This window comes from Helicobacter sp. 11S03491-1 (assembly GCF_002272835.1).
GTDB lineage: Bacteria > Campylobacterota > Campylobacteria > Campylobacterales > Helicobacteraceae > Helicobacter_J.
The window spans coordinates 1-23,866 of sequence record NZ_MLAO01000015.1; the positions used below are offsets into that span (position 1 = coordinate 1).

15 protein-coding genes and 1 other RNA gene are annotated in these 23,866 nt (G+C 34.9%); 8 read left to right on the forward strand and 8 right to left on the reverse strand.

Translation table 11 applies throughout. The features are described 5' to 3' along the window. Both BKH45_RS08375 and BKH45_RS09095 read left to right on the forward strand, forming a co-directional pair. Positions 1–6,974, forward strand: a 6,974-nt coding sequence (locus BKH45_RS08375) for a hemagglutinin repeat-containing protein (protein WP_143428401.1), incomplete at its 5' end; no start/stop codon positions are given. Next, positions 6,955–7,089, forward strand: a complete 135-nt coding sequence (locus BKH45_RS09095) for a hypothetical protein (RefSeq protein WP_257874542.1) — start codon at positions 6,955–6,957, stop codon at positions 7,087–7,089. The genes BKH45_RS08375 and BKH45_RS09095, both read left to right, overlap by 20 nt. A 924-nt stretch (positions 7,090–8,013) precedes the next feature. On the opposite strand, the gene BKH45_RS08390 is transcribed toward BKH45_RS09095, so the two are convergent. The 4 genes from BKH45_RS08390 to rnpB all read right to left on the reverse strand — a co-directional run bounded on the left by BKH45_RS08390 (position 8,014) and on the right by rnpB (position 10,880). Then, positions 8,014–8,337, reverse strand: a complete 324-nt coding sequence (locus BKH45_RS08390) for a hypothetical protein (protein ID WP_095275038.1) — start codon at positions 8,335–8,337, stop codon at positions 8,014–8,016. Then, entirely contained in the window at positions 8,303–9,229 is a 927-nt protein-coding gene (gene rsmH / locus BKH45_RS08395; protein ID WP_095275039.1) for a 16S rRNA (cytosine(1402)-N(4))-methyltransferase RsmH, read from the reverse strand. The genes BKH45_RS08390 and rsmH overlap by 35 nt, the downstream gene beginning before the upstream one ends. Beyond that, on the reverse strand, positions 9,226–10,437 hold the full coding sequence (locus BKH45_RS08400; RefSeq protein WP_095275048.1) for a malic enzyme-like NAD(P)-binding protein: 1,212 nt from the start codon (positions 10,435–10,437) through the stop codon (positions 9,226–9,228). The genes rsmH and BKH45_RS08400 overlap by 4 nt, the downstream gene beginning before the upstream one ends. 124 nt (positions 10,438–10,561) lie before the next feature. Next, positions 10,562–10,880, reverse strand: an RNA gene (gene rnpB, locus BKH45_RS08405) — RNase P RNA component class A. 118 nt (positions 10,881–10,998) lie between these two features. On the opposite strand from rnpB, the gene BKH45_RS08410 reads away from it, so the two are divergent. From BKH45_RS08410 to torA, 6 genes are all read left to right on the forward strand, one after another. Beyond that, positions 10,999–11,430, forward strand: coding sequence for a MarR family transcriptional regulator (locus tag BKH45_RS08410; protein WP_095275040.1), 432 nt, complete (start codon positions 10,999–11,001; stop codon positions 11,428–11,430). Continuing rightward, positions 11,430–12,461 (forward strand): efflux RND transporter periplasmic adaptor subunit, encoded by a 1,032-nt coding sequence (locus BKH45_RS08415; RefSeq protein ID WP_095275041.1) that lies wholly within the window; start codon positions 11,430–11,432, stop codon positions 12,459–12,461. Before BKH45_RS08410 ends, BKH45_RS08415 begins: the two co-directional genes overlap by 1 nt. Continuing rightward, positions 12,458–15,583 (forward strand): efflux RND transporter permease subunit, encoded by a 3,126-nt coding sequence (locus BKH45_RS08420; protein ID WP_095275042.1) that lies wholly within the window; start codon positions 12,458–12,460, stop codon positions 15,581–15,583. The genes BKH45_RS08415 and BKH45_RS08420 overlap by 4 nt, the downstream gene beginning before the upstream one ends. 3 nt (positions 15,584–15,586) lie before the next feature. Next, the gene (locus tag BKH45_RS08425) at positions 15,587–16,855 is read left to right on the forward strand and encodes a TolC family protein (RefSeq protein ID WP_095275043.1); all 1,269 of its coding nucleotides are present in this window, start codon (positions 15,587–15,589) and stop codon (positions 16,853–16,855) included. 140 nt (positions 16,856–16,995) lie between these two features. Further along, the gene (locus BKH45_RS08430; protein WP_095275044.1) at positions 16,996–17,580 is read left to right on the forward strand and encodes a hypothetical protein; all 585 of its coding nucleotides are present in this window, start codon (positions 16,996–16,998) and stop codon (positions 17,578–17,580) included. Between the two features lie 10 nt (positions 17,581–17,590). Next, positions 17,591–20,077 (forward strand): trimethylamine-N-oxide reductase TorA, encoded by a 2,487-nt coding sequence (gene torA / locus BKH45_RS08435; protein ID WP_095275045.1) that lies wholly within the window; start codon positions 17,591–17,593, stop codon positions 20,075–20,077. A gap of 155 nt (positions 20,078–20,232) precedes the next feature. Here the strand turns inward: torA and argS are convergent, their stop codons facing one another. The 4 genes from argS to BKH45_RS08925 all read right to left on the reverse strand — a co-directional run. Further along, entirely contained in the window at positions 20,233–21,822 is a 1,590-nt protein-coding gene (gene argS / locus BKH45_RS08440; protein ID WP_095275046.1) for an arginine--tRNA ligase, read from the reverse strand. Positions 21,823–21,829: 7 nt separating this feature from the next. Then, positions 21,830–22,126 carry a twin-arginine translocase TatA/TatE family subunit gene (tatA, locus tag BKH45_RS08920; protein WP_180675720.1) on the reverse strand — a complete coding sequence of 99 codons (297 nt, stop codon included), beginning with the start codon at positions 22,124–22,126 and terminating at the stop codon, positions 21,830–21,832. Between the two features lie 707 nt (positions 22,127–22,833). Then, a complete protein-coding gene (locus tag BKH45_RS09100) occupies positions 22,834–22,965 on the reverse strand; it encodes a hypothetical protein (RefSeq protein WP_257874543.1) in 132 nt (43 codons plus the stop codon). 695 nt (positions 22,966–23,660) lie between these two features. After that, on the reverse strand, positions 23,661–23,866 hold a 206-nt coding region (locus BKH45_RS08925; protein WP_219349995.1), incomplete at its 5' end, for a hypothetical protein.

The window sequence follows — 23,866 nt, forward strand, 5'->3', positions numbered from 1 at the left end:
CCCCTAACCCAAAAGGTATTTCCAATAACTATTATCTTGATTTTAATGTCAATACAAAGGGATTGATACTCAATAATTCTATCCAAAGCATCACCCCTACTCAATTAGGAGGGTTTATTGGTTCTAATCCCAATCTTCTCCAACAAGAGGCTTCTTTTATCCTCAATCAAGTAACTTCTACACGTTCCAGCCAACTTTTAGGGACTATAGAAATAGCTGGGGGGAGGGCAGGATTGCTTATTGCCAATCCCAATGGTATTACTTGTAGGGGTTGTGGTTTTATCAATGTTTCTTCTTTGAGTTTGGCTACAGGACTTATTGATGCTCAAGAAATCAGGCATCTTCAAGACTTAAGCATGTCAAATCTATCCAATCTCTCAGATGGTATTTCCCAAAGAGTTCTTCCGGATTCATTAGATGAAAATTTAGCCCTTCGCATTCAAAGAGGGCATATCAATATTGATTCTTTGAATGCAAGCAATATCGCTTCTGTCAATATTTTAGCAAAATCTTTGAGTATCGCCCAACATCTTTATGCCAACCATCTCAATATAATTTTGGGTTCATCAAAAGTGAGTTTGGATACAAAAGGAGCTTTATTATTGTGGCAACCCTTGAAGCAAGAAGGCATCCCCTCCTCAAAACTTGCTCTTGATGTGGCTTATCTTGGCGGGGCGTGGGCACAATCTATTTATTTGGTTGCTTCTGATTTGGATACAAAGATTCAAAATTTTGGAATAATGGCTACATTCCCTTCCACAAAAGATGGAGATGGTGGGTTTTATATTGATGGAAGAGGGCATTTAGAAATAGCCGGAGCTTCTAAGCCTATTTCTTTGGATACCTATGAGAGAAGATCTTCTTTGGAATCAAACGATTTTAATGATCCCCCCTCTCCCTCCATGCCGGATAAAACATCAGATAAATCTCTTATTTCCGGAGAATTCATAGGGGGATTTTATGCTTTTGGCAATCTGGATATCCAAGCCAAAAGCCTGCATAATACTTCTTTTCTCAAAGCCAACAAGAATCTCTCTGTGAGTGTTGATTCTCTTTTTGAAAATCAAGGGATTTTGATGGCTAAAGAAGATCTTAATATCATTTCCAAATATTTTAACAACACTCAAGCGCTCTTGGAAGCCAAAAATATTTCTCTCATGGTTGAGAGGATCAAAAATGAAAATAATGCTTTGATATTGGGGAATACTATTTCTATGCAAGCCAAAGAATTTAGCAATGAATACGGGTTTATTTATGCCAAAGAAAACTTGAATATCCATGCAGATACGCTGAGGAATATTGCATATGTAAGCACTCAAAGAGAACTCATCTCTCAAGAACATATTAAAATAGGGGATTGGGGTAACTATGAGCGCAACAGGTATAAACGTCGTCCTAGCGCTTCGCGTTATTTAAAAGATGGGGACAAAGATTTTGATCGCTTTATTTACCAAGATAAATTAGACACGGCTACTTATAGACCTTCTGCTATCGGGAGTGGGGGTATTTTGTCCTTACATGCTCAAGCCATGGAGAATCAAAATGGCATCCTCTTTGCTCCTGTGAGTGTCTTGGATATCCAAAATATCCAAAATACCCTTCCGGAAGCTAAAGAGGTCACCATTGACAAAGGTAGGGAGGCAAAGTATTATCAATACAAATATACATATGACACATGTAATTGGCAACCATTTTGTTTTTCAAACACTAAAAAAAATTATTATCAAAAATTTTTTAAGATTTTTGATGACTACTATCGATCATCCATATTGGATAAAGAACTCCGATTTCCCTCACTGGAAGATATTTTCTCCCATTCTTTGAGCAATCGTTTTGTTCGTATAAAACCTTATGAAAATCCCTTGTTGCTTGCACAAGATACCCAAAGTGCTTTAGCCCTCCAACCTATAGATTCCCAAGAAAATAATCCCAAAAACGCAATCAAAGATGTAATCCTTGAAAATACAACCCTTCCTCCTAACTACTTTGAAGCTGAATTTATTTCATCTTCAACGATCTTGGAGTTGTCCTCTTCTCCTGAGACTTCTCCGGAAGATAATAACTCCGGCAATCCTCAAATCAATAAAATCAATACTGTTGCTAATGTAAAAAACCAATCCTTGCAGCCTTTGATCTTTGAGACACTTTCTTTTTATCCTTATGAAAATGTGGATATTTATAGAAATCATCCCCTTTTAGTCTCTTTTAATGAAAACAAAAACAAAATAATCCATAGGGGAGATTTTTTGAATTCGCATTATCTCCAAGAGCATTTTGTCTCCAGAACTCAAGAAGCCCAAAAAGTATTTTTAGATCATTTAGGTATCCAAACCTCTGATTTTTATCATTCTTCTTATTTTAAAGATATTTTGGGAATAAATTTATTAAATCAAAGACTCTCTGAATATGACAAATCACATCTTGCAAACAAACAAGCCCTTCAAAATACAACTCAAGAAATCATATTTTTTGATAATTTTTTAGCTAAGGGGCAAGCTAAGGGTATTTTGGCAACAAAATTAGATGTTTTTAGCTACTCTTTTGAAAATAATTCTTTTATCCAAGCCAAAAATGCTTTTATTTATTCCAAAGACATTCTTAGCAATAGAGGGCTTATCAAAGCCTCTGATCTTAGGCTAAGCTCTGATGGCAAGCTTAGCCATAGCGGGGATATTGCTTCAGAGAACCTCACCTTGGAGGCTAAAAATATTTCTGTATTTTCCTCTATGTATTCTACGGAAGAACCAAGTGAGTCTGCCTCCTATATCCGGAAGAAAAAAGATTTTTCAAAAGTTGCCGGTCTTAAGGGAAAAGACATTAGCATCACAGCCAAAGAAAGCATAGATATGGGACATGTCAATATTCATGCCAAAAATCACTTAGGGATAACCGGCCAGCGCATTTCTTCAGATACTCAAGAATCAAGTAACTTTTATGAAGATACTTATAAAAAAGAAACTTTCAAGATCAATCTGGGGGCAAATCTTCAAGGGGAGAGTATTGAGTTAAAAGCCGGCGATTCTTTATGGCTTACCCAAACCTCCCTCAAAGCCTATAGAGATGTCGTGCTCTCTTCTTTAGGAGAGATTTATTTACAAGCCTCTGAGGATTCTTCCCAAGCTGATTATGAATATTTTACCCAAGAAGAAGGGTTTTTTGTTTCTAAGGAGATCCATGAGAGCTATGAGTTGGGATCTTTTGAACAAAAAGGCAATACTTTTGTTGGAGAAAATATCTTTGTGCAAGCAAGAGGCTCTATTTTTTCAGAGGGGAGCAATTTCCAAGCAAGCAAGGATTTAGATATCAGCACTCAAAAAGATTATCTACATACCGCCCTCTCCCATAAGCAATATTTTTCATCAAGACGTACTCAGAATGAGAGTATTTTGGGTTTTGAATTTGGAAAAAACAAAGATGCTCATAAAACCTCTTCTCTCAAGCATGTCCATTCTCAACTCAGCGCTCATAACATCTCTATTCATTCCGGAGGAAACTTGACTCTTCCGGGAGCTTCTTTGCATGCAGAGACGCAAATGCAACTTCACTCTCAAGGAAATATTATCATTGGAAGTGCGCAAGATAGACTTACCCAAGAGGCTTCTTCTTCTGAAAAGTCTTGGTTTGGACTACTTGATCACCAACAAGGTCATACCCAAAAGGAGATTGCGCAATTTTCAAGCCATTTGAGCGCTAAAAAACTCCATATTCAAGCAAAACAAAATGTAAATATCCTAGCTTCAAATATGGATATTTCTGAAGATGCCTCTATCCTTGCAAAAGGCAATATCTATATCCTAAGTGCTTCAAATTCAAAGCGCACAAGCAGTTTTGAAAGTAAAAGAGATTTTGATGGGGTTGATCTTGAATTCAAAAGAAAGTTTTCTCTGGGGGCTTCTTATGCAATAAGCCAAAGCAATGATAATTCCAATCAAACTCAAGCCATAGGCTCTCATCTGAATGTTTTAGGCAACCTCACTCTCCAAGCAGGGCAAGCCCAAGATTCTTTTGGAATGACTCAAGCTAACCGAATAAATCAAACCAATCCATCTCATATTATCATTGAAGGATCTTCAATAGATGCAGGCAAGGACATCAATTTATTAGCAGATAATACCAACATCTTAGGGGCACGCAATGAAACTTCTCACTCAAAAGATGCACTCAAAGGGGAGCTTCGTGTATCTCTAGATATAGGGAATGCTTATGTAGATACCTATTTTACTGCACAAGATCTTGCCCAAGCAAGCAAAAATATAAAAAAACAAACTCAAAATTTAAATCAAATTCAAAAACTTTATGAACAAGGGCTGGCAAGTGAACAAGCTTTAGAAGAAGCCAAATATAACCTGGTCTTTAGTCTTGGGAATGTAGAGAGTGCCACTTTGGGGCTTAGCTCTTCGCTAGCATCCATTGCAAGCACTGCTGCAACAGGGTTTTATGCTTCAATCTCTACAAGAATTTCTGCCCATGATTCCCATACCCAAGAAAAAATCACAACCTTTAGCCCTTCTGTTTTAAAAGCAGGGGGGAATATCTTTTTGCAAGCAAGAGATTCTATCACTCAAATTGGATCAAGCGCTATTGCAAAAGGCAAGCTAAGCTATCAAGCCAATCATCATATTTCTCTACTCTCAAGCACCAATACCTATGAAAGCACGACCAAAAGCCAATATACAAGCTCTCAAACTAGTTATGGGGGCAATGGTTTTGTACTGAATGTTTCTAAAGGGGGAAATGAGGAGGTATTTGAGAAATCATCCCAAAATAATACCCAACTCAGCGCTTCCGGAATCTCTTTGCTTACTCCCGGAGATATCCGTCTTGAGGGATCTAATCTTGATTCTCAAAATGCTCAGATACAAGCAAAAAATCTCTCTATTGCCTCAAGATTGGATATGACTTATACCCATACAAAAGAGGGAGGATGGGGAGTGGGCTATGGGAGTGGGAATATTCAAGGGGATATTTCTACTTCCCAAAGCAAGCAAGATGCCCTATTTTTTAACCAACTCTCAGGAATCCACACAGCTAATCATCTCTTTGTAACTATTCAAGAGAAGACAAATTTAGAGGGAGGCTATCTCTTCTCAGATTCAAAACAACTCAAACTCTCTACCAATACATTGAGTTATCAAGATATTAACACCAAAGATATCAAGGGTGCTAAAGGCTTCCATATAGGAATCTCCACACCCCAAGACAACCTTGCACACTCCCATACTCAAATAGGACTCTCTCATCAAGGACACCAAAGTGAAGGGAGGGCTTTAGCAACACTTGGGGAAGGAGAGATAGAAATCAAAACTTTGAATTATCAAGAAACACAAAATCCCCTTCCGCTCCAACCATCTAACCAATCCAATCGCTTCAATAATATCAATGATACTCAGAATATCTCCAAGATCAATTTTTCTGTAGATTCACCCAAGACCTTTTTCGGCTCTGCTGTAAATATGCTCTCTGTTATCAAAAATCCAAGCCATCTCAATCCTCTTTCTTCTATCAACAGAGACATCCACCAACTCTCTATTGTGTCTAAAAATCAAATCACAGGAGTCCTCCAAGGTCATCTGGACATAGATAATAGAATCTTCTCTCAAAATGGAAGAAAAGAAATCTTAGAAAATATTTCCTCACTCCCTTCTAACACAGCCAAAGCTATAAATGCTACAAACACTACTTTTATCATCAACCCCATTGTAAGCACTTATACCATACTCTCTAACCCTAATCTCAAACTCACCGATCTCCCTACCCAATATCAAGCCAACCAACAAGTGATGGCAACCATTAACCAACTCAACCAAGATACTCTCAACCAACTACCCAAAGGTCAAGATATCACACAAATCACTCAAGCCCTCCCACAAAATCGAAGAGAATCTACCTATTTGTACTATAATCCCGAAGATAAACTCACAGGATTTTATGATACAAAAAATCATCACATTTATCTCAATGGAGCTTATGATACATTCAATGATACCCGGACTTTTATCACGACTTTAGGGCATGAAATCACTCACCAACTCACCTCCAAAGAAGCTATTGCCCAAAATGCCGGGAATTATGCAACCTTTTCTTACGGCTTGCTCAATGCTTTGGATTTCAAACCTCTACCAAGACAAAATCAATCTCATAATGAGGGTAATCTAACGCACTTTAGCAATCCTGATGGATTTGGTAATAGCAATAACTCTACCCAACCTATTACTTCCTTACAATGGTATGAGAATCAAAGTCAGAATATCGGCTTTGATGCTTATGGTGCAAACAAACCTGATTTTAACTCTATTTTAGAACAAAATGCCAAGCTGGCCTTTGGAGTAAAACAAGAGGATAGGGAAGAGCGAACAATCTTGGTTCATGGAACTTCCAGTGATCCTATAACAGCTTTTTCTCCAATATTTAGACAAAGTCTTGCCCAAGCTTTTGATGATCCTAATCAAGAAGATTTTGCATGGTCTGGAAATAATGATGATGCCAGTAGAAGAAAAGCTGCCGGAGATTTGCTTAATCAGATCAATCAACCCTATGAATATGCTCCCAATGAACCTCTCATCATTGTAACACATTCTCATGGAGGGAATGTAGCTAAAATTATGAGCAATCTTTATGATTATAATACAGGTAAAAAGCCTCTTATTATCAATATAGCTACCCCCAATAGAAAAGATTATGTGATGAACCCTCATGTAGAAGAATTTTATAATGTATATAATGTGCATGATACTGCTGTGCAAGGATATTTTGGAGGGATAGACAAGACTTTTCCGTATGTGCATTTTCCATTACCTTCTCAACTTGCTAACGAACCCAATGGTATTAATGTAAAAATAGATCAAGATTATCCGTATAAATTATATATGCTTAAAAATCCATCGAAATATCTTGCTCCTAACCACACTGAATTCAAAAACCCTACTACAATTAAAATCCTCAAAAAAGCTATTGATGAAAGGAAAAAGAAATAATGGAAAGTTTTATCAAAATATTTTTGGATTTAGAAATACTCAATATTTTATTGTTTATTCTGCTATTTATTGGTATCATCAATCTGGTATTGATGGCTGGTGTCTTTTATCTTGAAAACAGAAGCTGTTTTTCTTTTAAAATCAACCTATTAATGAGTATTTATCTGTTTCTATTTATCTGTTTCTATCCTGCTTATATTTTTTATATTTTAAACAATTTAAGTTGGAGTAGAACACTTCATTTTCCTATAGTTTTTGGCATGATAAGCATTCTTATCTTTTTTATGATTTTTTTATTCACTATATTGAAGAAGAGATCTTTGAGCTTCAATGATAAGATTTTTCTCATTACAACCTCTTTTTCTTGTCCGGTATTGTTTTTTATGATCTTCAATCTTTTTTATAAGCTGGATTCAGGAGTTTTTTATTTTCTCATGATGTTAGGAATAGGATTTTTTTATATTTATACTTTCCTTTCTATTCTCAATATCATCCTCCAAACAACCAAATTTATCCAATTCCTTAGAAGAAGAAAAAGAGACAGATGAAAATAAAATTATTTTATGAACCCGCTGATGGTATCCATTATGATGATGCACTCATGAGAAGAGCATTAGATAATGTGAAACCATTTTTTTAAATAGCAACTATAAGGCATGGAGTAATAATTGTCAAAATTTTACCCAATCAGTTATCAAGGAATACCATAGGATTATTGCTGAGGAACATCAATGAGTGATTTTTTTTGAAGCCTCTTGATGGGGATGCATTCTTTTTTAGAAATGATTTTGAAATAAATGAGTTCAAAAAACCCTGATAAATTTAGGATCAAAAATAATTCTTTCTCAAAAATTAATTTTTTATGTAAGACAATCTTGGCGTGATAGAGAAGGTTTTTGTTGGACAATAATTACCTTAATATGGCATTGATTGATAAATAATTTTCATTATTCTTAAAGTTATGATTTTTGAAAAATTATCTTTAATTTGATAATAACTAAAATATCTATTTTTGGTATTTTTAGTTCAGATAATTTTATCAATCTAAATTCATCATCAAATACTTAAACTTGATATCCTCAAGCTCACGCAAAAGCCGATTATTCTCTGCTGTAAGTAAGTTTTCTTGTGTTTGAAGTTTGGTAATATCTCGACTAATATAATAAATACTACTGGCAAGATAAATTTTTGGAATCAAAATCACTAATGAAAATATTAAAATAACATAAGCCATAAATAAGGCATTGATATGAAGCCCTTTATTGCTATCTTCAGCAAGTAATTCTTCTTTTTCGTCTTCATGAATTCGCTGAAACTCTTTTGGGGGTTCAGTCTTTAAATGTAAATGATCGAAGTTTTGCACTTCTAGCCCTTCTGTTGTGTCTATTTTCCTCTTCTTTGGCGACAAGAGGTTTTTTTGTGATTATAGCACCTTTTGAATGATTATTCCCACATTCACATTTATATACATGAGACTCACAAATACAAGATTTTGTCCATTGTTTAAATGTATTTTTCACCATTCTATCTTCTAGGGAATGAAAAGAAATGATACCAAAAACTGCTTTTTTAAGCCTGCTCGCACTCTCCAAAAGTTTTTTCAGTTCTCCCAGTTCATCATTTACTTCAATTCGAATTGCTTGGAAGGCTAGGGTAGCCGGGTGAATATGAGAGCCTCTAAAATGTTTTTGTAAAAAATTGCTCAAATCATTAGCACTTACAAATGGTTCTTTTTGGCGTCTATGGACGATAAGAGATGCCATCTTTTTGTATTCTTTAATCTCACCATATTCCTTAAAAATTCTTTCCAGTTCATAAATAGAATACTGATTGATAACTATTCTGGCATTCAAATAAGCATCCATATCCATTCGCATGTCTAGATTATTCGCATGAAATCCAAAACCTCTCTGTGGATCATCAAGTTGCAAGGAACTCACACCAATATCTGCAAGTACGCCCGAAATATCCTCTCCATAGGTTTGTAAAATTTCCTCAAACTTTTCCCCAAAACTTCCGGCCACACAGCTAAAACGATCTCCAAAAATTTCTAATCTTTTAGAAGCGTATTCTCTTGCTTGAGCATCTTTATCAATCCCTATAATTTTGATATGAGGTTTGTGTCTCAAAAGAGCTTCTGAATGCCCGCCAAAACCAAGCGTGCAATCAACAATCACACCCTCCTCTACTCCCTCAAAAACTTCTAAAACTTCATGAATAAGTACGGGAGTATGCGGGGGAAGAGATGCTGTCAAATCTGGGCTACCCCGCTTTGAATTGCAGCATCTGCAACTGCTTTTGATATTTTTTCTTTAAGCCGACTATCAAATGGAGAGGGCACAAGATATTCTCTTCCAAAGCTAAGTTTGCGATTATGGATTTCTTCAAGTCTGGGTTCAATAGGTTCTCTTGCCAATTCAGCAAGTGCATTAGCTGCAGCAAATTTCATTTCTTCATTAATTTTTTTAGCCCGCACACTCATTGCGCCCTTGAAAATATAAGGAAATCCCAAAACATTATTGATCTGATTGGGATAATCACTTCTTCCTGTAGCCATAATAGCATCTTTTCTCACTTGCGCAACAACTTCAGGGAGGATTTCCGGGACCGGATTGCTCATTGCAAAAATCAATGGGTCTTTATTCATCCCCATGATATCTTCTCCTTGAAGTAAATCTGCTTTTGAAAGCCCCAAAAACACATCTGAACCATTGAGAGCTTCTTTGTAAGAAGCATAGGCTTTGTTGGTTGCAAATTCTTTTTTCAGAGCGCTTAAATCACTTCTACCCTCATGGATAACACCTCTGCTATCAAACATGATAATCTCTTTGACACCCAAAGCTTTATACATTTTTGCGCAAGCAATAGCGGCTGCCCCTGCACCACTAATAACCACTCGCATTGATTGGGTCGGTTTATTAATAATTTTAGCCGCATTGATAATAGCAGCTGTAGAAATAATAGCTGTACCATGTTGATCATCATGCATTACAGGAATGTCAAGCTCTTTCACCAAACGCTCTTCTATCTCAAAACATTCCGGCGCTTTAATATCTTCCAGATTAATGCCTCCAAAAGTAGGGGAAATAGCCTTTACTATGGCTACAAATTTATCAATATTTTTTTCATTAACTTCAATATCAAAAGCATCAACTCCGGCAAATGATTTAAACAAAATTGCTTTGCCTTCCATGACAGGCTTGCTGGCTTGAGCTCCAATATCACCCAGTCCAAGCACAGAAGTGCCATTACTGATTACAGCAACCAAATTACACTTAGAAGTATAATCATAAGCCTTTAGAGGATCTTTTTGAATCTCTTTACAGGGGATAGCAACACCCGGAGAATAAGCCAATGACAAATCATCTTGATTCTTCAAGGCAGTTTTAGGTTCAATTTTTAATTTACCACCTTTGTGATACTCAAGTGCTTTTTGATACTGATCTTGAAGTTTTTGATCCATTTCTTCTATACGTTTCATAACTTTGCCTTAATTTTGAACTAACAATCTAATAACAATGAAATTATAAGCAAATAAATTAATAAATTACTGAAATAAATAAATATAGTTTTGTAAATTATTATTAAAATCAGGCACAACGATAAGCCGAGTTCTGTCTAGGACGATTATTTATCTGGGACATATTTCGCAATATATCTCAAGCAAAGAGTTAAAATGAGACATTAACCATACTCTTTTTGCTACAGATTGGGTTTGCACGGACAAATTTAATTACTTAAATCCCGGTAAGCTCTTACCTCACCATTTCACCCTTACCTAAAAAAGGCGGTTTTATTTCTGTTGCACTTTCCCTTAGCTTACGCTAGCCATTTGTTAAATGGAATCTTGTCTCAGTAGCTCGGACTTTCCTCTCCTGATTTTGGAGCAATCGTCTGTTGTACCTGAATGGATAATTCTATCTAAAAACAGGCTTAAAAATGCAATTTTTTAAGATTTGTGCTATTATTATAATTATATAGAATTACCAAAAAAATAAAAATATCAAAGGAATTTATATCACACATGCAAAGAAAATGCTGCAAAGAAAAGGAGGTGGTCCCTTCTATCATTTTTGCTTCCAGACAAATCAAAAACTTCTTTAGTGCAAAACTTCAGCCTTACAATATAGGTGTTGAACAAATTGGCATTCTTTTTATCCTCAAAGAATCAGGAGCGTTAAACATCACTGATTTATCCAATATTACCCTCAAAGACAAAGGGACAATTTCAAGAACCATCAAATGTCTATGCAAAAAAAATCTTGTTAAAAAAATTCAAGAAAAAGAAGACAATCGAATTGCAAAAATAATTATCACTCCTGAGGGTATAGAAAAAGTTGAATTGATTAAAAATAACAAAAAAACTCTCGAGGATGCCTTTGCTAACTCAATTTCTCATGCAGAAAAAATAGAATTTATTAGAATTCTTGATAAAATTACGGCGGCAATGAGTTGATGTTTAGAACCCTGTTGTTTTGTTTATTTTTGTGTATGACTATTGAGGCTAAGCCTATTTATGTCAATACGCGCCCTATTCAAAATGGCAGTCTTCAAAAACAAGAAACTTTTATTGGGAGCATTAATTTTAAAGAGGTTTCAAATATTGCTGCACAATCTCAAGGAGTCGTGCAAAAAATATATTTTCATATCGGACAAAAGGTCAAAAAAGGGCAAAAACTCTTGAGTATTAATGATGACTTACTTCAAAAAGATATTCAAATCAAACAAGCCAAACTTACCCAGGCTAAATATTCCCTCCAAAGACAAGAAAAAGAATTAGAGCGTTATAAAAATCTTCTGGATACCCAATCTATCCCTCTTCAAGAATATGAAAATCTTGAATATCAACTCAAATCTCAAGAAGCTAACGTGCTTGCTTTACAAGCAGAATTAGAAATCTCTCAAACCGAAATAGCTAAAAAAACCATTTATGCTCCTTTTGACGGGATTATTGCAGAACAAAAAGTCCATATTGCTGAATGGGTAAATATGGGCGAACCTATCTGCCAAATCTTAAATAACTCTGATGTAGAGGCTATTATATATGTCCCCAGCTCTATTGCCAAGAATATCAAAATAGGGCAAAAAGTCAATCTTACTATCAACAACAAACATTATCAAGGAAAAATTACTGCTCTTATTCCAAAAGCAGATGTACAATCAAAAACCTTTCCTGTTCATATTAGCGTTAAAAATGATGGGAGTTTTTTGGATGGGATGGCAGTAGAAGCTATGTTGAATATTGATGGGGAGAGTTCAGGATTCCTTGTGCCTAGAGATAGTGTTGTTTATTACTTAGGTTATCCAAGTATTTTTATTGCCAAAGATAACCAAGCTTTTGTTATAAGAGTAGAAGTTCTTTCTGTTCAAGATTCCCTAGCCCTTGTCAGAGGTAAAATTCAAGAAGGAGAAAAAGTTATTTACCGCGGGCAAGATAGACTCCAAAATGGTAGCCATATCCAAGAAAAAACCTCACCAAAAAAATGAAGATTATCTATTATTGCCTTAAAAATCCGGTTGTTGTTTTTGTGGGTGTGGTATTTTTACTTTTATTTGGAATGATTGGACTTTCAAAAATGCCTTACCAACTCCTCCCTCAAGTTACACGTCCTGTTATTAGCGTCTATACTTCTTATGCGGGGGCAACACCTTATGAAGTCGAAAAAGAAATTACGCAACGCCAAGAAAAATATCTCAAAAATATCCCTAATCTAACATCAATGACTTCTACATCACGAGATGGAATGAGCATTATTAATCTTGAATTTAACGCCGATGCGGATATGAAATTAGCTTTTTTAAATGTCAGCGCCAAACTTGATGAAGTCAGAGGTTATCCCCATGATATAGAAAAACCCATTATTAAAACAACAGGAGAAAGTATCCCTATTGCTGTTTATCTCTTCGTCAAAACACTTCAAGACAACCAAGAACCTATCGATCATTATAAAAATTTTATCTATGATGAAGTGATTCAATATTATGAACGTCTTAATGGTGTTGGGGAAGTCTATGTAAGCGGGGGGACAAGCAAACAAATACAAATCATTTTAGACACACAAAAACTTGCTTATAACAACCTCACAATTGATGAAGTCATCCGCGCTATCAAAATCCAAAACACAAACGTTTCTGCCGGCAGCATTGATTTTGACCAACGAAACTATCGAATTACAACTATTGGAGAATATCAAAATATCAATTCAATTTATAATACCATCATCAAATCTCAAGGCAATAAAGTCATTTTGCTTAAAAATATTGCCCTTATTATTAAGGGGTATGCAAACCCTGCCGGATACAATATTCACAATAATGATTCTGTGATTTCTCTACAAATTCGTCCTACTGCAAATGCAAATATCCTGGCTCTCACAAATAGCGTTGAAGATCTTACAAAAAAACTCAACGCCGGACTCCTTAAAGATCACAAACTTATGATTGATTGGGGGAGAGATCAAAGGCACTATATCCAATCTTCCATCGCGCAAGTCAAAGAAAATATCTTTTTAGGGATTGGATTTGGAGTTTTTGTTTTATTTTTGTTCTTACGAAATTTTTCTTCATTAATTGTAGTGGGACTTGTTATTCCTGTGAGCGTAATTGGATCATTTATTTTCTTAGAAGCCTTTGGACGCACTCTCAATGTAGTATCTCTGGCAGGTATTTCTTTTGGCGTTAGTATGATTATAGATAGCGCTATTGTCGTGATGGCAAATATCATTGCACACAAAAATAAAACCAACGATCCCTTTAGGGCTGCTTTTATTGGGACAAAAGAAGTTGTTGGAGCATTATTTGCAAGCACAATTACAACTGTTGCAATTTTTATCCCTATCATCGGACTTCAAGATGAAGCCGGACAACTATTTGTTGATATTGCTTTAGCATCAAGTAGTTCTATTCTTATCTCATTTTTTGTCTGCATCCTTGTTATCCCTTCTTTTAGCCTATTGATGTTGCGAAAATTCTCATTTAGACCAAAAACCAAGTTAGGAATATTTCACAAAGTCAATTCACTGATTCAGGCATTAGGTATAAAAGTTTCTAATGGCATCATGAAAATGATTCAATTCTGCACCAAAAATGTTCTTTCCAGACTTATCACGATTATAGTTTTTGTAGGATTTTGTTGTATTTTTAGTTTTTTGGCATTTCCAAAAACTGATTATTTACCCAAAGGAGCTCAAAACTTTATTATAAGCTATCTCAGTCCTCCACCGGGTCTCTCTCTAAAAGAAAAAGACAGAATTATTCAAGAGATTTATCAAGATTTTAAGCCTTATCTAAAAGTCAATGGTTATAAGCAAAAATCTGACTCTGATTTACCTGTTATCAAAGATTTCTTTATCAGTTCAAGCACAAATATGTATTTTTATCTTACTGCTCAAGATCCCAAACTCGCTTCCAAGCTTATCCCTTATGCCCAAAGGGTGATTGACTCTATTCCTAATATCACCGGAGTTGTCCTTCAACAAGGGATTTTTAGTGGGTCAAGCAGTTCAAGTATTGATATAAACATCAATGGAAATGATCTTGATTCTCTTTTGCATACTGCCCAAGATCTTATAGTCGCACTTAAAGATCACCTCCCTCACATATCCATACGCACTGTACCCTCACTTGAAATCAATAATCGCGAAATTAATCTTTACCCTGATTCCAGAGCCCTTGCAGTGAATGGACTAAATGTGGCTGAATTTGGGACAATTATAGAAGTTATGTTGGAGGGCAAAAAAATCTCTCAATTCAAAGACAATAATGGAAAAAATATTGATCTGATTTTGAAATCTTCACAAAATAGAAATAAACCGCAAATATCCCCTGAAGATATTCTCTACTCCCAGATATATACGCCTAATGGCAGCATTTTGCCTCTGAATTCGCTTGCTAATATAAAAAATGAGCTTGGAGTTTCGCGTATCAGGCATTTTGAACAAAACAGAAATATTCTTCTTATCCTCAATCCTCAAGACAAACAGCCACTCGAAAAAATAACAAATACTATTTCACAAATAATCTTGCCTCATATTCAAAAAAATACAACAGACACTATCAGCTTAAGCGGGAGTGCAGGCAAACTCAGCAAACTCAAAAAAGAACTTTTAGGAGGGTTTATACTTGCGATTGTGATTACTTATTTGATATTGTGTGCTTTGTATGGGAATTTTCTTTATCCTTTTGTTATTATCCTTACTATCCCTTTTGCAACGACAGGGGGGCTTATTGGACTCTACTTACTCAACCATTTGCTTGCCCCCCAAAACTTGGATGTCATTACGATGTTAGGCTTCATTATCCTTGTGGGTAGTGTTGTAAATAATGCAATTTTGATTGTCTATCAAACACTTATTAATTTCAAAGAATACAAAATAAATGCCTATAATTCTGTTCTTAATGCTACACAAAGCAGACTTTCCCCTATTTATATGAGCATGCTTACAAGTGTTTTTGGATTGTTGCCGCTTGTTTTATTCTCAGGTTCAGGGAGTGAAATTTATCGTGGATTAGGGGCAGTTATTATTGGGGGGCTTGTGTTTTCTACTCTCATTACTACTTTTGTTATCCCGGCTTTGCTACTCTTTGTCATCAAAGACAAAAAAGGTTAAATAATGAAATTTATTTTGTTCTTTATTTTGTTATGTTGGAATTTTGCATCAGGTCTAGATATTCAACAAGCCATCAAGTTAGCCATTAAACATAGCGAGACAATCAAAGAGCAAAACCAACTTTACTCCCAATCCCAAAGCCTTTCTAAAGCAAAGCTTTCTACCTTAATGCCAAAAATTGATCTCAATTATATTTTCAGTTACAATGTTCCGGGTAATACTTCAACTTATTTTCTCAATAGCTTTAATATCACCGGAAAATACAATCTTTTTAATGGAATGAAAGATTATTACAAAATTCAAGATTCCAAACAATCCCAAAAAGCGCAAGGTTACATACTTCAAAGTAAAATCGCAGATATTACCCTTCAAACCAAAATCGCCTATATTTCTACTCTCCAAGCAATTGATTCTCTCAAAATCGCCCAAGAATCCAAAAAACTTCTTGAAGCACAAAAGAAAAAGGCGCAACAATTTTATAAACAAGGTTTTCGAGCAAAAAATGAAGTCTTGAGTGTGGAGGTTTTGCTTGCTAATGCTAATATTGCTCTTAAAAGCACGCAATTGAATTTGGAATATTCCAAAAACTTACTTGCAAGCCTTACTGCTTCTTCTATCAATCTTGAAGATATTGAGGATATTGCTACTAACACGCAAATGAGCTTTGATAAGAATACCATTGTTGAAAAAATTTTATCAGAAAATCCCGATTATTTATACTTGCTTTCTTTGTTAAAATCTGCCCAAATCCAAGTCGGTATTGCTAAAGGAGCATTTATGCCTACAATTGATGTAGTTGGGATAAAATTTTGGTATCTTGATGGTGGCGGGATTGCACGCACAAGTTATGCTCTCCAAAGTCAAGCAAGGGTTGTATTTGGGTGGAATTTATTTAATGGAATGAGTGATCATTTTAATTATCAAGCTAAAAAACTTTATTATCTCTCCCTTATAAGCAAAATCAATCAATACAAAAAAGATTTAAAAATCCAAACAGATAAAGTTATCAATGATTTTAATCTCGCCAAAGAACAATACAAACTTACCTCAGTATCTCTAGAGCAAGCAGAAGAAAACTATCGTATTACTAATAACAGATATACTCAAAATATTGCTACCTACACAGAGTTACTCAATGCCCAATTCCTCCTAACCACTGCTAAAACCAACATTACCCGGTCTAAATATGAGCTTGCCATTGCCTTAGCCAAAATTGACAGACTTCTAAACACAGATTCTATCTCTTCTCATCGTCATTCTGAAGAAAACTAGTTTTAAAATTTTAATTTTTTACGTTACAAAATCCTATATATAATTTTTTATATAACCTTTTTCTACTTTTTAATTTTATTTTTTAGATGGCTTGGAATATAATATTTTGGTATTAACAAAACAAGGCAAAAGGAGTTTTAATGAAAAAATGTTGTGTTGTTTTAATGCTAGTAATTGTTAGCTTTGCGTATGCAAATACCAAAGTCTATGTTGATAGCGTTAAGCCACTTTATCTCACACAAGATTCCCAAAAGATAGTAGGCAAATTGCTCCCGACTTCTGAAGTAACTATTATCAAAAAAGTGGGCAACAAAGTTCTCTTGTCTCTTCAAGGGTATATCCAGGAAGGTTCAGATAATGCCCTTTATTTTGTAATGGGCAAAAGAATTTTGATTGCAGGTTTGACCAAAAATTCCGGAATAAAATTTAATGTGCTTGGAACACAAAAAGATAAAGATACCCAAACTACTTATCAAAAGGTATCTTTGGAACTTTGGAGTGATGAAGGGGGATTGAGTGGAAATCTTGATGATCTCTATACAAAAGCCAAAGATTTGTATTCTCAAAATTGTTCTATCTGTCATTCACTTCATGCATCTACAGAATTCAAAGCCAATCAATGGCCAAGTGTTATTAAATCAATGTCAGGAAGAACAGGTCTTAATAAAGATGAAATTTATCTTATTACTCAATACTTACAAAAACATGCAAGTGATGTAAAATAAAGGAAACAAAATGAAAAAAACTTATCAAGAAAGACGGACTTTTTTAAAATATGCTCTTATTTGCGCAAGTGTGCCCTTTGTGGATTCTATGCTCAATCGCAGTATGTTGATGGCATCAGGTGTGAAAAAATTCTCTACAAATCTCATTATCAATGGAGATGTTATCACGGCTGCTCACTGGGGAGTGCTCAAAGTAACTCTCAAAAATGGCAAAATCATCAAAAGTCAAAATGCCTTTAAATCTACAATGGCTAATCCTCTTTTAAGTGTGGCAGGTGATTTAGTTTATGCTAAAGATAGGATTCGCTATCCAATGGTGAGAAAATCTTATTTAGAAAATCCCGATAATCCCAAACCGGAGCGTAGAGGTTCTGATGAATGGGTAAAAGTAAGTTACAAAGATGCTATCAAATTAATCGCCGGGGAATTGAAAAAAACTAGAAAAAACAAGGGTCCTGAGGGTATATTTGCCGGTTCATACGGTTGGAAAAGTGTTGGAAATATGCACAATAGCCGAATTTTACTCCAAAGATTTATGGGTATGAGTGGAGGGTTTGTGGGGACTCTTGGGGATTATTCCACAGGAGCTTCACAAATCATTTTGCCTCATGTGATGGGGACAATTGAAGTATATGAGCAACAAACTGCATGGCCTGTAGTATTAGAGAATTCTGAAGTAGTGGTTATCTGGGGAGCTAATCCTCTTTTGACATTAAGAATTGCTTGGAGTGCCAATGATGGTAAAGGATTGCAATATCTCCAAGCGCTCAAAAATTCCAAAAAACAAATTATTTGCATCGATCCTATACGCAATGAAAGCGCTAAATTCCTCAATGCCAGATGGATTGCTCCTATTCCAAATACAGATGTTGCCTTGATGATGGGTATTGCTCATACAATGCTTACTACAGGAAAATATGACAAAGATTTTGTCCAAAACTACACTGAAGGCTTTGAAAAATTTCAAGAATACCTTCTGGGCAAACAAGACAAGACACCCAAAGATGCTAAATGGGCATCAAAAATTACAGGAATTCAAGAATCCGTTATTAAAGAATTAGCAGGTTTATTCTATCAACATCGAACAATGCTTATATCCGGGTGGGGTATGCAAAGAGCTCATCATGGCGAACAACCTCATTGGATGCTTGTAACTCTGGCTTCCATGATTGGACAAATTGGACTTCCGGGAGGTGGTTTTGGCTTATCTTATCATTATAGCAATGGAGGATCACCTACGGCTAAATCTGCCATTATAGGCGGGATGAATCTGGGAAATAGCTCAGGAAAAGCAGATAGTGGAGCTAGCTGGTTACTCAAAGGGACAAAAATCAACTTCCCTGTTGCAAGGATTGCTGAGGCACTTTTGAACCCCGGAAAAGTCATTGATTTTAATGGCCAAAAAATCACTTATCCTGATATTGATTTTATCTATTGGGTAGGGGGCAATCCTCTTGTGCATCATCAAAATACCAATACATTCCTAAAAGCATGGCAAAAACCTAGAACAGTCGTTATCCATGATATGTTCTGGACTCCTACTGCCAAACATGCCGATATCGTAATGCCTATCACCACAAGCTATGAAAGAGATGATATTACGATGACAGGAGATTATTCTAATCTTAGTATCGCACCCATGAAGGCTGTTGTCAAAAGACAATTTGAAGCCAGGGATGATTATGAAATATTTTGTGATTTGGCAAAAGAATTTGGGATTTATGAGAAATATAGTGAAAACAAAGATCCTATGATGTGGATAAAAGGTTTTTATGAAACTGCCCTTGCTCAAGCCAAACCTCAAAAAATATCCATGCCAAGCTTTGAAGAATTTTGGAAAAAAAATCAACCCATTACCTTTGAAGTCCCTGCTGAGAATGAAGAGTGGGTTAGATACTCAGATTTTAGAGACGATCCTATTTTGAATCCATTAGGAACGCCTTCAGGAAAAATTGAAATCTATTCAAAAGAAATAGAAAAAATGAAATATCAAGACTGCCCTCCTCACCCCACTTGGCTAGAGCCTATTGAATGGCTGGGAATGAAAAACAAACCCGCTGAATTTGCTATGATCAGCCCGCATCCCGGAGATAGATTGCACTCTCAACTCTCCAATACAAGCCTTAGAAAACAATATGCCATTAACGATAGAGAGCCTATTTGGATCAATACGCAAGATGCGAAGAAAAAAGGAATAAAACATGGAGATGTTGTGCGCGTATTTAACAAAAGAGGACAAGTGCTAGCCGGAGCATTTGTAAGCGATGACATTGCTCCCGGCGTTGTTAGATTAAGCGAAGGGGCATGGTATGATCCACAAAAAGCAGGAGAGATTGGAAGCTTGTGCAAAAATGGTTGCGCTAATGTCCTCACAATCGATATCCCCACTTCCAAGCTTGCTGATGGAAATATCTCCCATACTGCCTTAGTAAATATCGAAAAATACAAAGGCGTTGTTCCAAAACTAACAGCTTTTATGCCTCCAAAAGGAGTTTAAATCTTTAAATTTGCAAGGGGAAACTTTTGCAAATTCCAAAATATTATCCGGGGTAATTATTGCTCCGGATAAATAATACAGACTTTGATGTAATTATTTAGAAATGTTACTTAGAGCATAAATTAATATCCCCATATACTATTTTGTAAAAATAGCTACATTTTTGTTTTTGCTTGAATTCCCAACAAATCCAAACCAATTGTGATCGAAAGACTAATGATTTTGCAGATTTTGAGTATAGAAGATTCTAGGGGTGTATCAATAATTTTATGGGCATTGTAATAACTATGGAATTCTCCGGCTAATCCTTTGAGGTATTCACAAATTTTTTGCAACCCCCTTTCATCAAATGCCACTTCAACAACCCTAGGAAAACTCAAAGCATAAAACAATAAATCTTTAGCTTCTTTTGGAATATTTTTTAAAGAAGCACTCAATATCATCTCATCTTTAAAATGAGATTTTTCAAGCAATGTGTGGATACGTGCGTTTGCATAATGAATATAAAAAATTGGATTGGAAGCATCTTGTTTTTTGAGATCTTCTACATCAAATTCTAAATGAGTATCTGATTTTTTGGATAAAAAGATAAATCGCAATGCATCGCTTCCAATATCTGCGACTACATCTTTCATTAAGATAAAATTTCCTGCGCGCTTACTCATTTTGTAAGGTTGCCCACCCTTGAGTAAGCTGACCATTTGAGAAAGCAAAACTTCTAATTTTCCCTCATCAAATCCCAAAAAATGGATGGCTGCTTTTACTCTATGGATATACCCATGATGATCTGCCCCCCAAATATTAATATATTTGGCATAATTGCGTTGGTATTTATCATGATGATAGATAATATCCCCAGCCAGATAAGTAGGTTCTTTGTTTTCCCTAACAATCACGCGATCTTTTTCATCTCCTTGATTGCCGGATCGCAACCAAATTTTGCCATCTTTTTGATAAACCCCATCATGGGCTTGTAGCTTTTGGAGAATCTCTGCCCAGTGATCATAAAGAGACTTTTCACTCACAAAATAGTCAAAAGTAATCCCTACCTCTGCAAGATTAGACTTGATTTCATCTAACATCAAATCTTTGCCAAATTCACTCAAAATCGGGACAGAATCCTCATTTTCAAAGACTTTATCACCATATTTATCTCTAGCTAATAAAGCCAAATCAAGGACATATTCACCCTTATAATATTCTTTAGGATAGATAACCTCTTTTTTTACCAAGTGCTCCCTACCTGCAAGATAAATAGATAGACCAAGCATCTGAATCTGCGATCCTGCATCGTTAATATAATATTCTGTGTCTATTTCATAACCCAAAAATCGTCCGATCCTGCACAAACTATCGCCAAACACAGCACCCCTTGCATGCCCTATATGAAGAGGTCCTGTAGGATTAGCACTCACATATTCTAAAAGAATTTTATTTTCATTTTTTTTAGGGAGTTTGCCAAAATCTAATCCTTGCGAGATAGCCGCATTCCCAAGCTGTTCAAAAAAATCCTCACAAAGAGTGATATTGATATAACCATGAAGCACATCGACCTTGAATTCCGGGATTACAGAGAGCTTTTGAGCGATTTCTTGGGCAATGATCATGGGATTTTTTTTATAGATTTTTGCTAATGAAAAGGCAATAGGCGTGGCATAATGCCCATAATCCTTATTTTTTGGACGTTCTAAAACAATACTGACTTCAAGAATATCTTCTAAGATTTTTTTAATCTGATGATACATGATTGGACTAAGCAGTTGTTTGAGATTTTGGCTTTCTACCTCTTTTTTTAGGTGTAGAGCTATCTGTTGATGCTTGCGTTGTTTTGGTAGATGTCCTTTTTGCTGTAGTCTTTGCAATTTTTGGTTTTTCTTCTATTTTTTGAATAATTTCTTCATCTTCTTCATCTTCTTTCACAGCTTTTTTAAAATTTTTTATCCCGCTGCCCAAGCCTTTGGCAAGCTCTGGAATTTTTTTAGCTCCAAAAAGCAAAACAACCACCAACAAAACAATTACCCAATGCCACACACTGCCAAAACCACCCATTTAAAATCCTTTATCTAAGTAATTCAATTTCATTTATTATATCTAAATTTGATAAAAAATATTTTCAAATCAAGAGGAGAGTCTATTTTGAATTTCTTATTTTTTCAAGGGTAGAGTCTTTGCCCCCAAAGGGTAATTTTAATACCCCTTGGAACTCTTTATCTTTATAAAAAATATTTTTATCTCCACAAAATATGATTTTTCTAACAATGAGATGTATTCTATCTCTTTAATAATATTTTTTATTATTTGTGTTCTCTCTATGATAATTTAATTTTAAATTTTTTATCCTTTAAAACTATCATCACCACCTGTTCTTGATAAATTCTCTGACAAGCTCAAAGATAAAAACACATAATCGCAGCAGAGCTACAAGGAGCAAAATAGAGGGACCAAATATTAAAAGAAGCACATAAGTATGCTCAAATACATAAATAATATGGAAAATATCCAATAGAAATAAGATTATATTGAGAATCAATCCTATGAAGAAAATGATTTTGAGATTGTATTTTTTACAGAATAAGATATACAGAAAAATGATGTTAGTGAAGCAAAATATGTAGAGCATATAGGATATATAGTTCATAAATTCATTTATAATGATCATAGATATAAAAAAATAATATATAAAATAAATTAATATTAATAATAATATTAATACATTCAATAAAATTGGGAATATAATCTTAGAGAACTTAAATCCCTTATATTTTATATCCGGGATATAATAGATTAAACTGGCTATCTAGAATTGGAAGATTGAAAATAAACAATATTGCCAAACCTATTCCTGTTTCTGCATCCCCATCAAGCGGCTTCAAAAAGAAATCACTCATTGATGTTCCTCAGCAATAATCCTATGGTATTCCTTGATAACTGATTGGGTAAAATTTTGACAATTATTACTCCATGCCTTATAGTTGCTATTTAAAAAAATGGTTTCACATTATCTAATGCTCTTCTCATGAGTGCATCATCATAATGGATACCATCAGCGGGTTCATAAAATAATTTTATTTTCATCTGTCTCTTTTTCTTCTTCTAAGGAATTGGATAAATTTGGTTGTTTGGAGGATGATATTGAGAATAGAAAGGAAAGTATAAACAAATAAAGTTCCTAGTTCTAAGGAAGCTATAAAAGGATAAAAATCAAAATTAATAAAAAACAATACCGGACAAGAAAAAGAGGTTGTAATGAGAAAAATCTTATCATTGAAGCTCAAAGATCTCTTCTTCAATATAGTGAATAAAAAAATCATAAAAAAGATAAGAATGCTTATCATGCCAAAAACTATAGGAAAATGAAGTGTTCTACTCCAACTTAAATTGTTTAAAATATAAAAAATATAAGCAGGATAGAAACAGATAAATAGAAACAGATAAATACTCATTAATAGGTTGATTTTAAAAGAAAAACAGCTTCTGTTTTCAAGATAAAAGACACCAGCCATCAATACCAGATTGATGATACCAATAAACAATGGAGTAAGTAATAAAATATTGAGTATTGTTCGTAAAATATCTGTTTCCATTATTTCTTTTTCCTTTCATCAATAGCTTTTTTGAGGATTTTAATTGTAGTAGGGTTTTTGAATTCAGTGTGGTTAGATTTAGAACCAATAAACCCTCCTAATTGAGTAGGGGTGATGCTTTGGATAGAATTATTGAGTATCAATCCCTTTGTATTGACATTAAAATCAAGATAATAGTTATTGGAAATACCTTTTGGGTTAGGGG

Excerpts from the sequence above, each read along its gene's own strand:
- BKH45_RS09095 (WP_257874542.1), top strand. The coding sequence starts at position 6,955 with ATGAAAGGAAAAAGAAATAATGGAAAGTTTTATCAAAATATTTTTGGA.
- BKH45_RS08400 (WP_095275048.1), bottom strand. The coding sequence starts at position 10,437 with ATGGATCAAAAACTTCAAGATCAGTATCAAAAAGCACTTGAGTATCAC.
- BKH45_RS08410 (WP_095275040.1), top strand. The coding sequence starts at position 10,999 with ATGCAAAGAAAATGCTGCAAAGAAAAGGAGGTGGTCCCTTCTATCATT.
- BKH45_RS08415 (WP_095275041.1), top strand. The coding sequence starts at position 11,430 with ATGTTTAGAACCCTGTTGTTTTGTTTATTTTTGTGTATGACTATTGAG.
- BKH45_RS08420 (WP_095275042.1), top strand. The coding sequence starts at position 12,458 with ATGAAGATTATCTATTATTGCCTTAAAAATCCGGTTGTTGTTTTTGTG.
- BKH45_RS08425 (WP_095275043.1), top strand. The coding sequence starts at position 15,587 with ATGAAATTTATTTTGTTCTTTATTTTGTTATGTTGGAATTTTGCATCA.
- BKH45_RS08430 (WP_095275044.1), top strand. The coding sequence starts at position 16,996 with ATGAAAAAATGTTGTGTTGTTTTAATGCTAGTAATTGTTAGCTTTGCG.
- torA (WP_095275045.1), top strand. The coding sequence starts at position 17,591 with ATGAAAAAAACTTATCAAGAAAGACGGACTTTTTTAAAATATGCTCTT.
- argS (WP_095275046.1), bottom strand. The coding sequence starts at position 21,822 with ATGTATCATCAGATTAAAAAAATCTTAGAAGATATTCTTGAAGTCAGT.
- tatA (WP_180675720.1), bottom strand. The coding sequence starts at position 22,126 with ATGGGTGGTTTTGGCAGTGTGTGGCATTGGGTAATTGTTTTGTTGGTG.
- BKH45_RS09100 (WP_257874543.1), bottom strand. The coding sequence starts at position 22,965 with ATGAGTGATTTCTTTTTGAAGCCGCTTGATGGGGATGCAGAAACAGGA.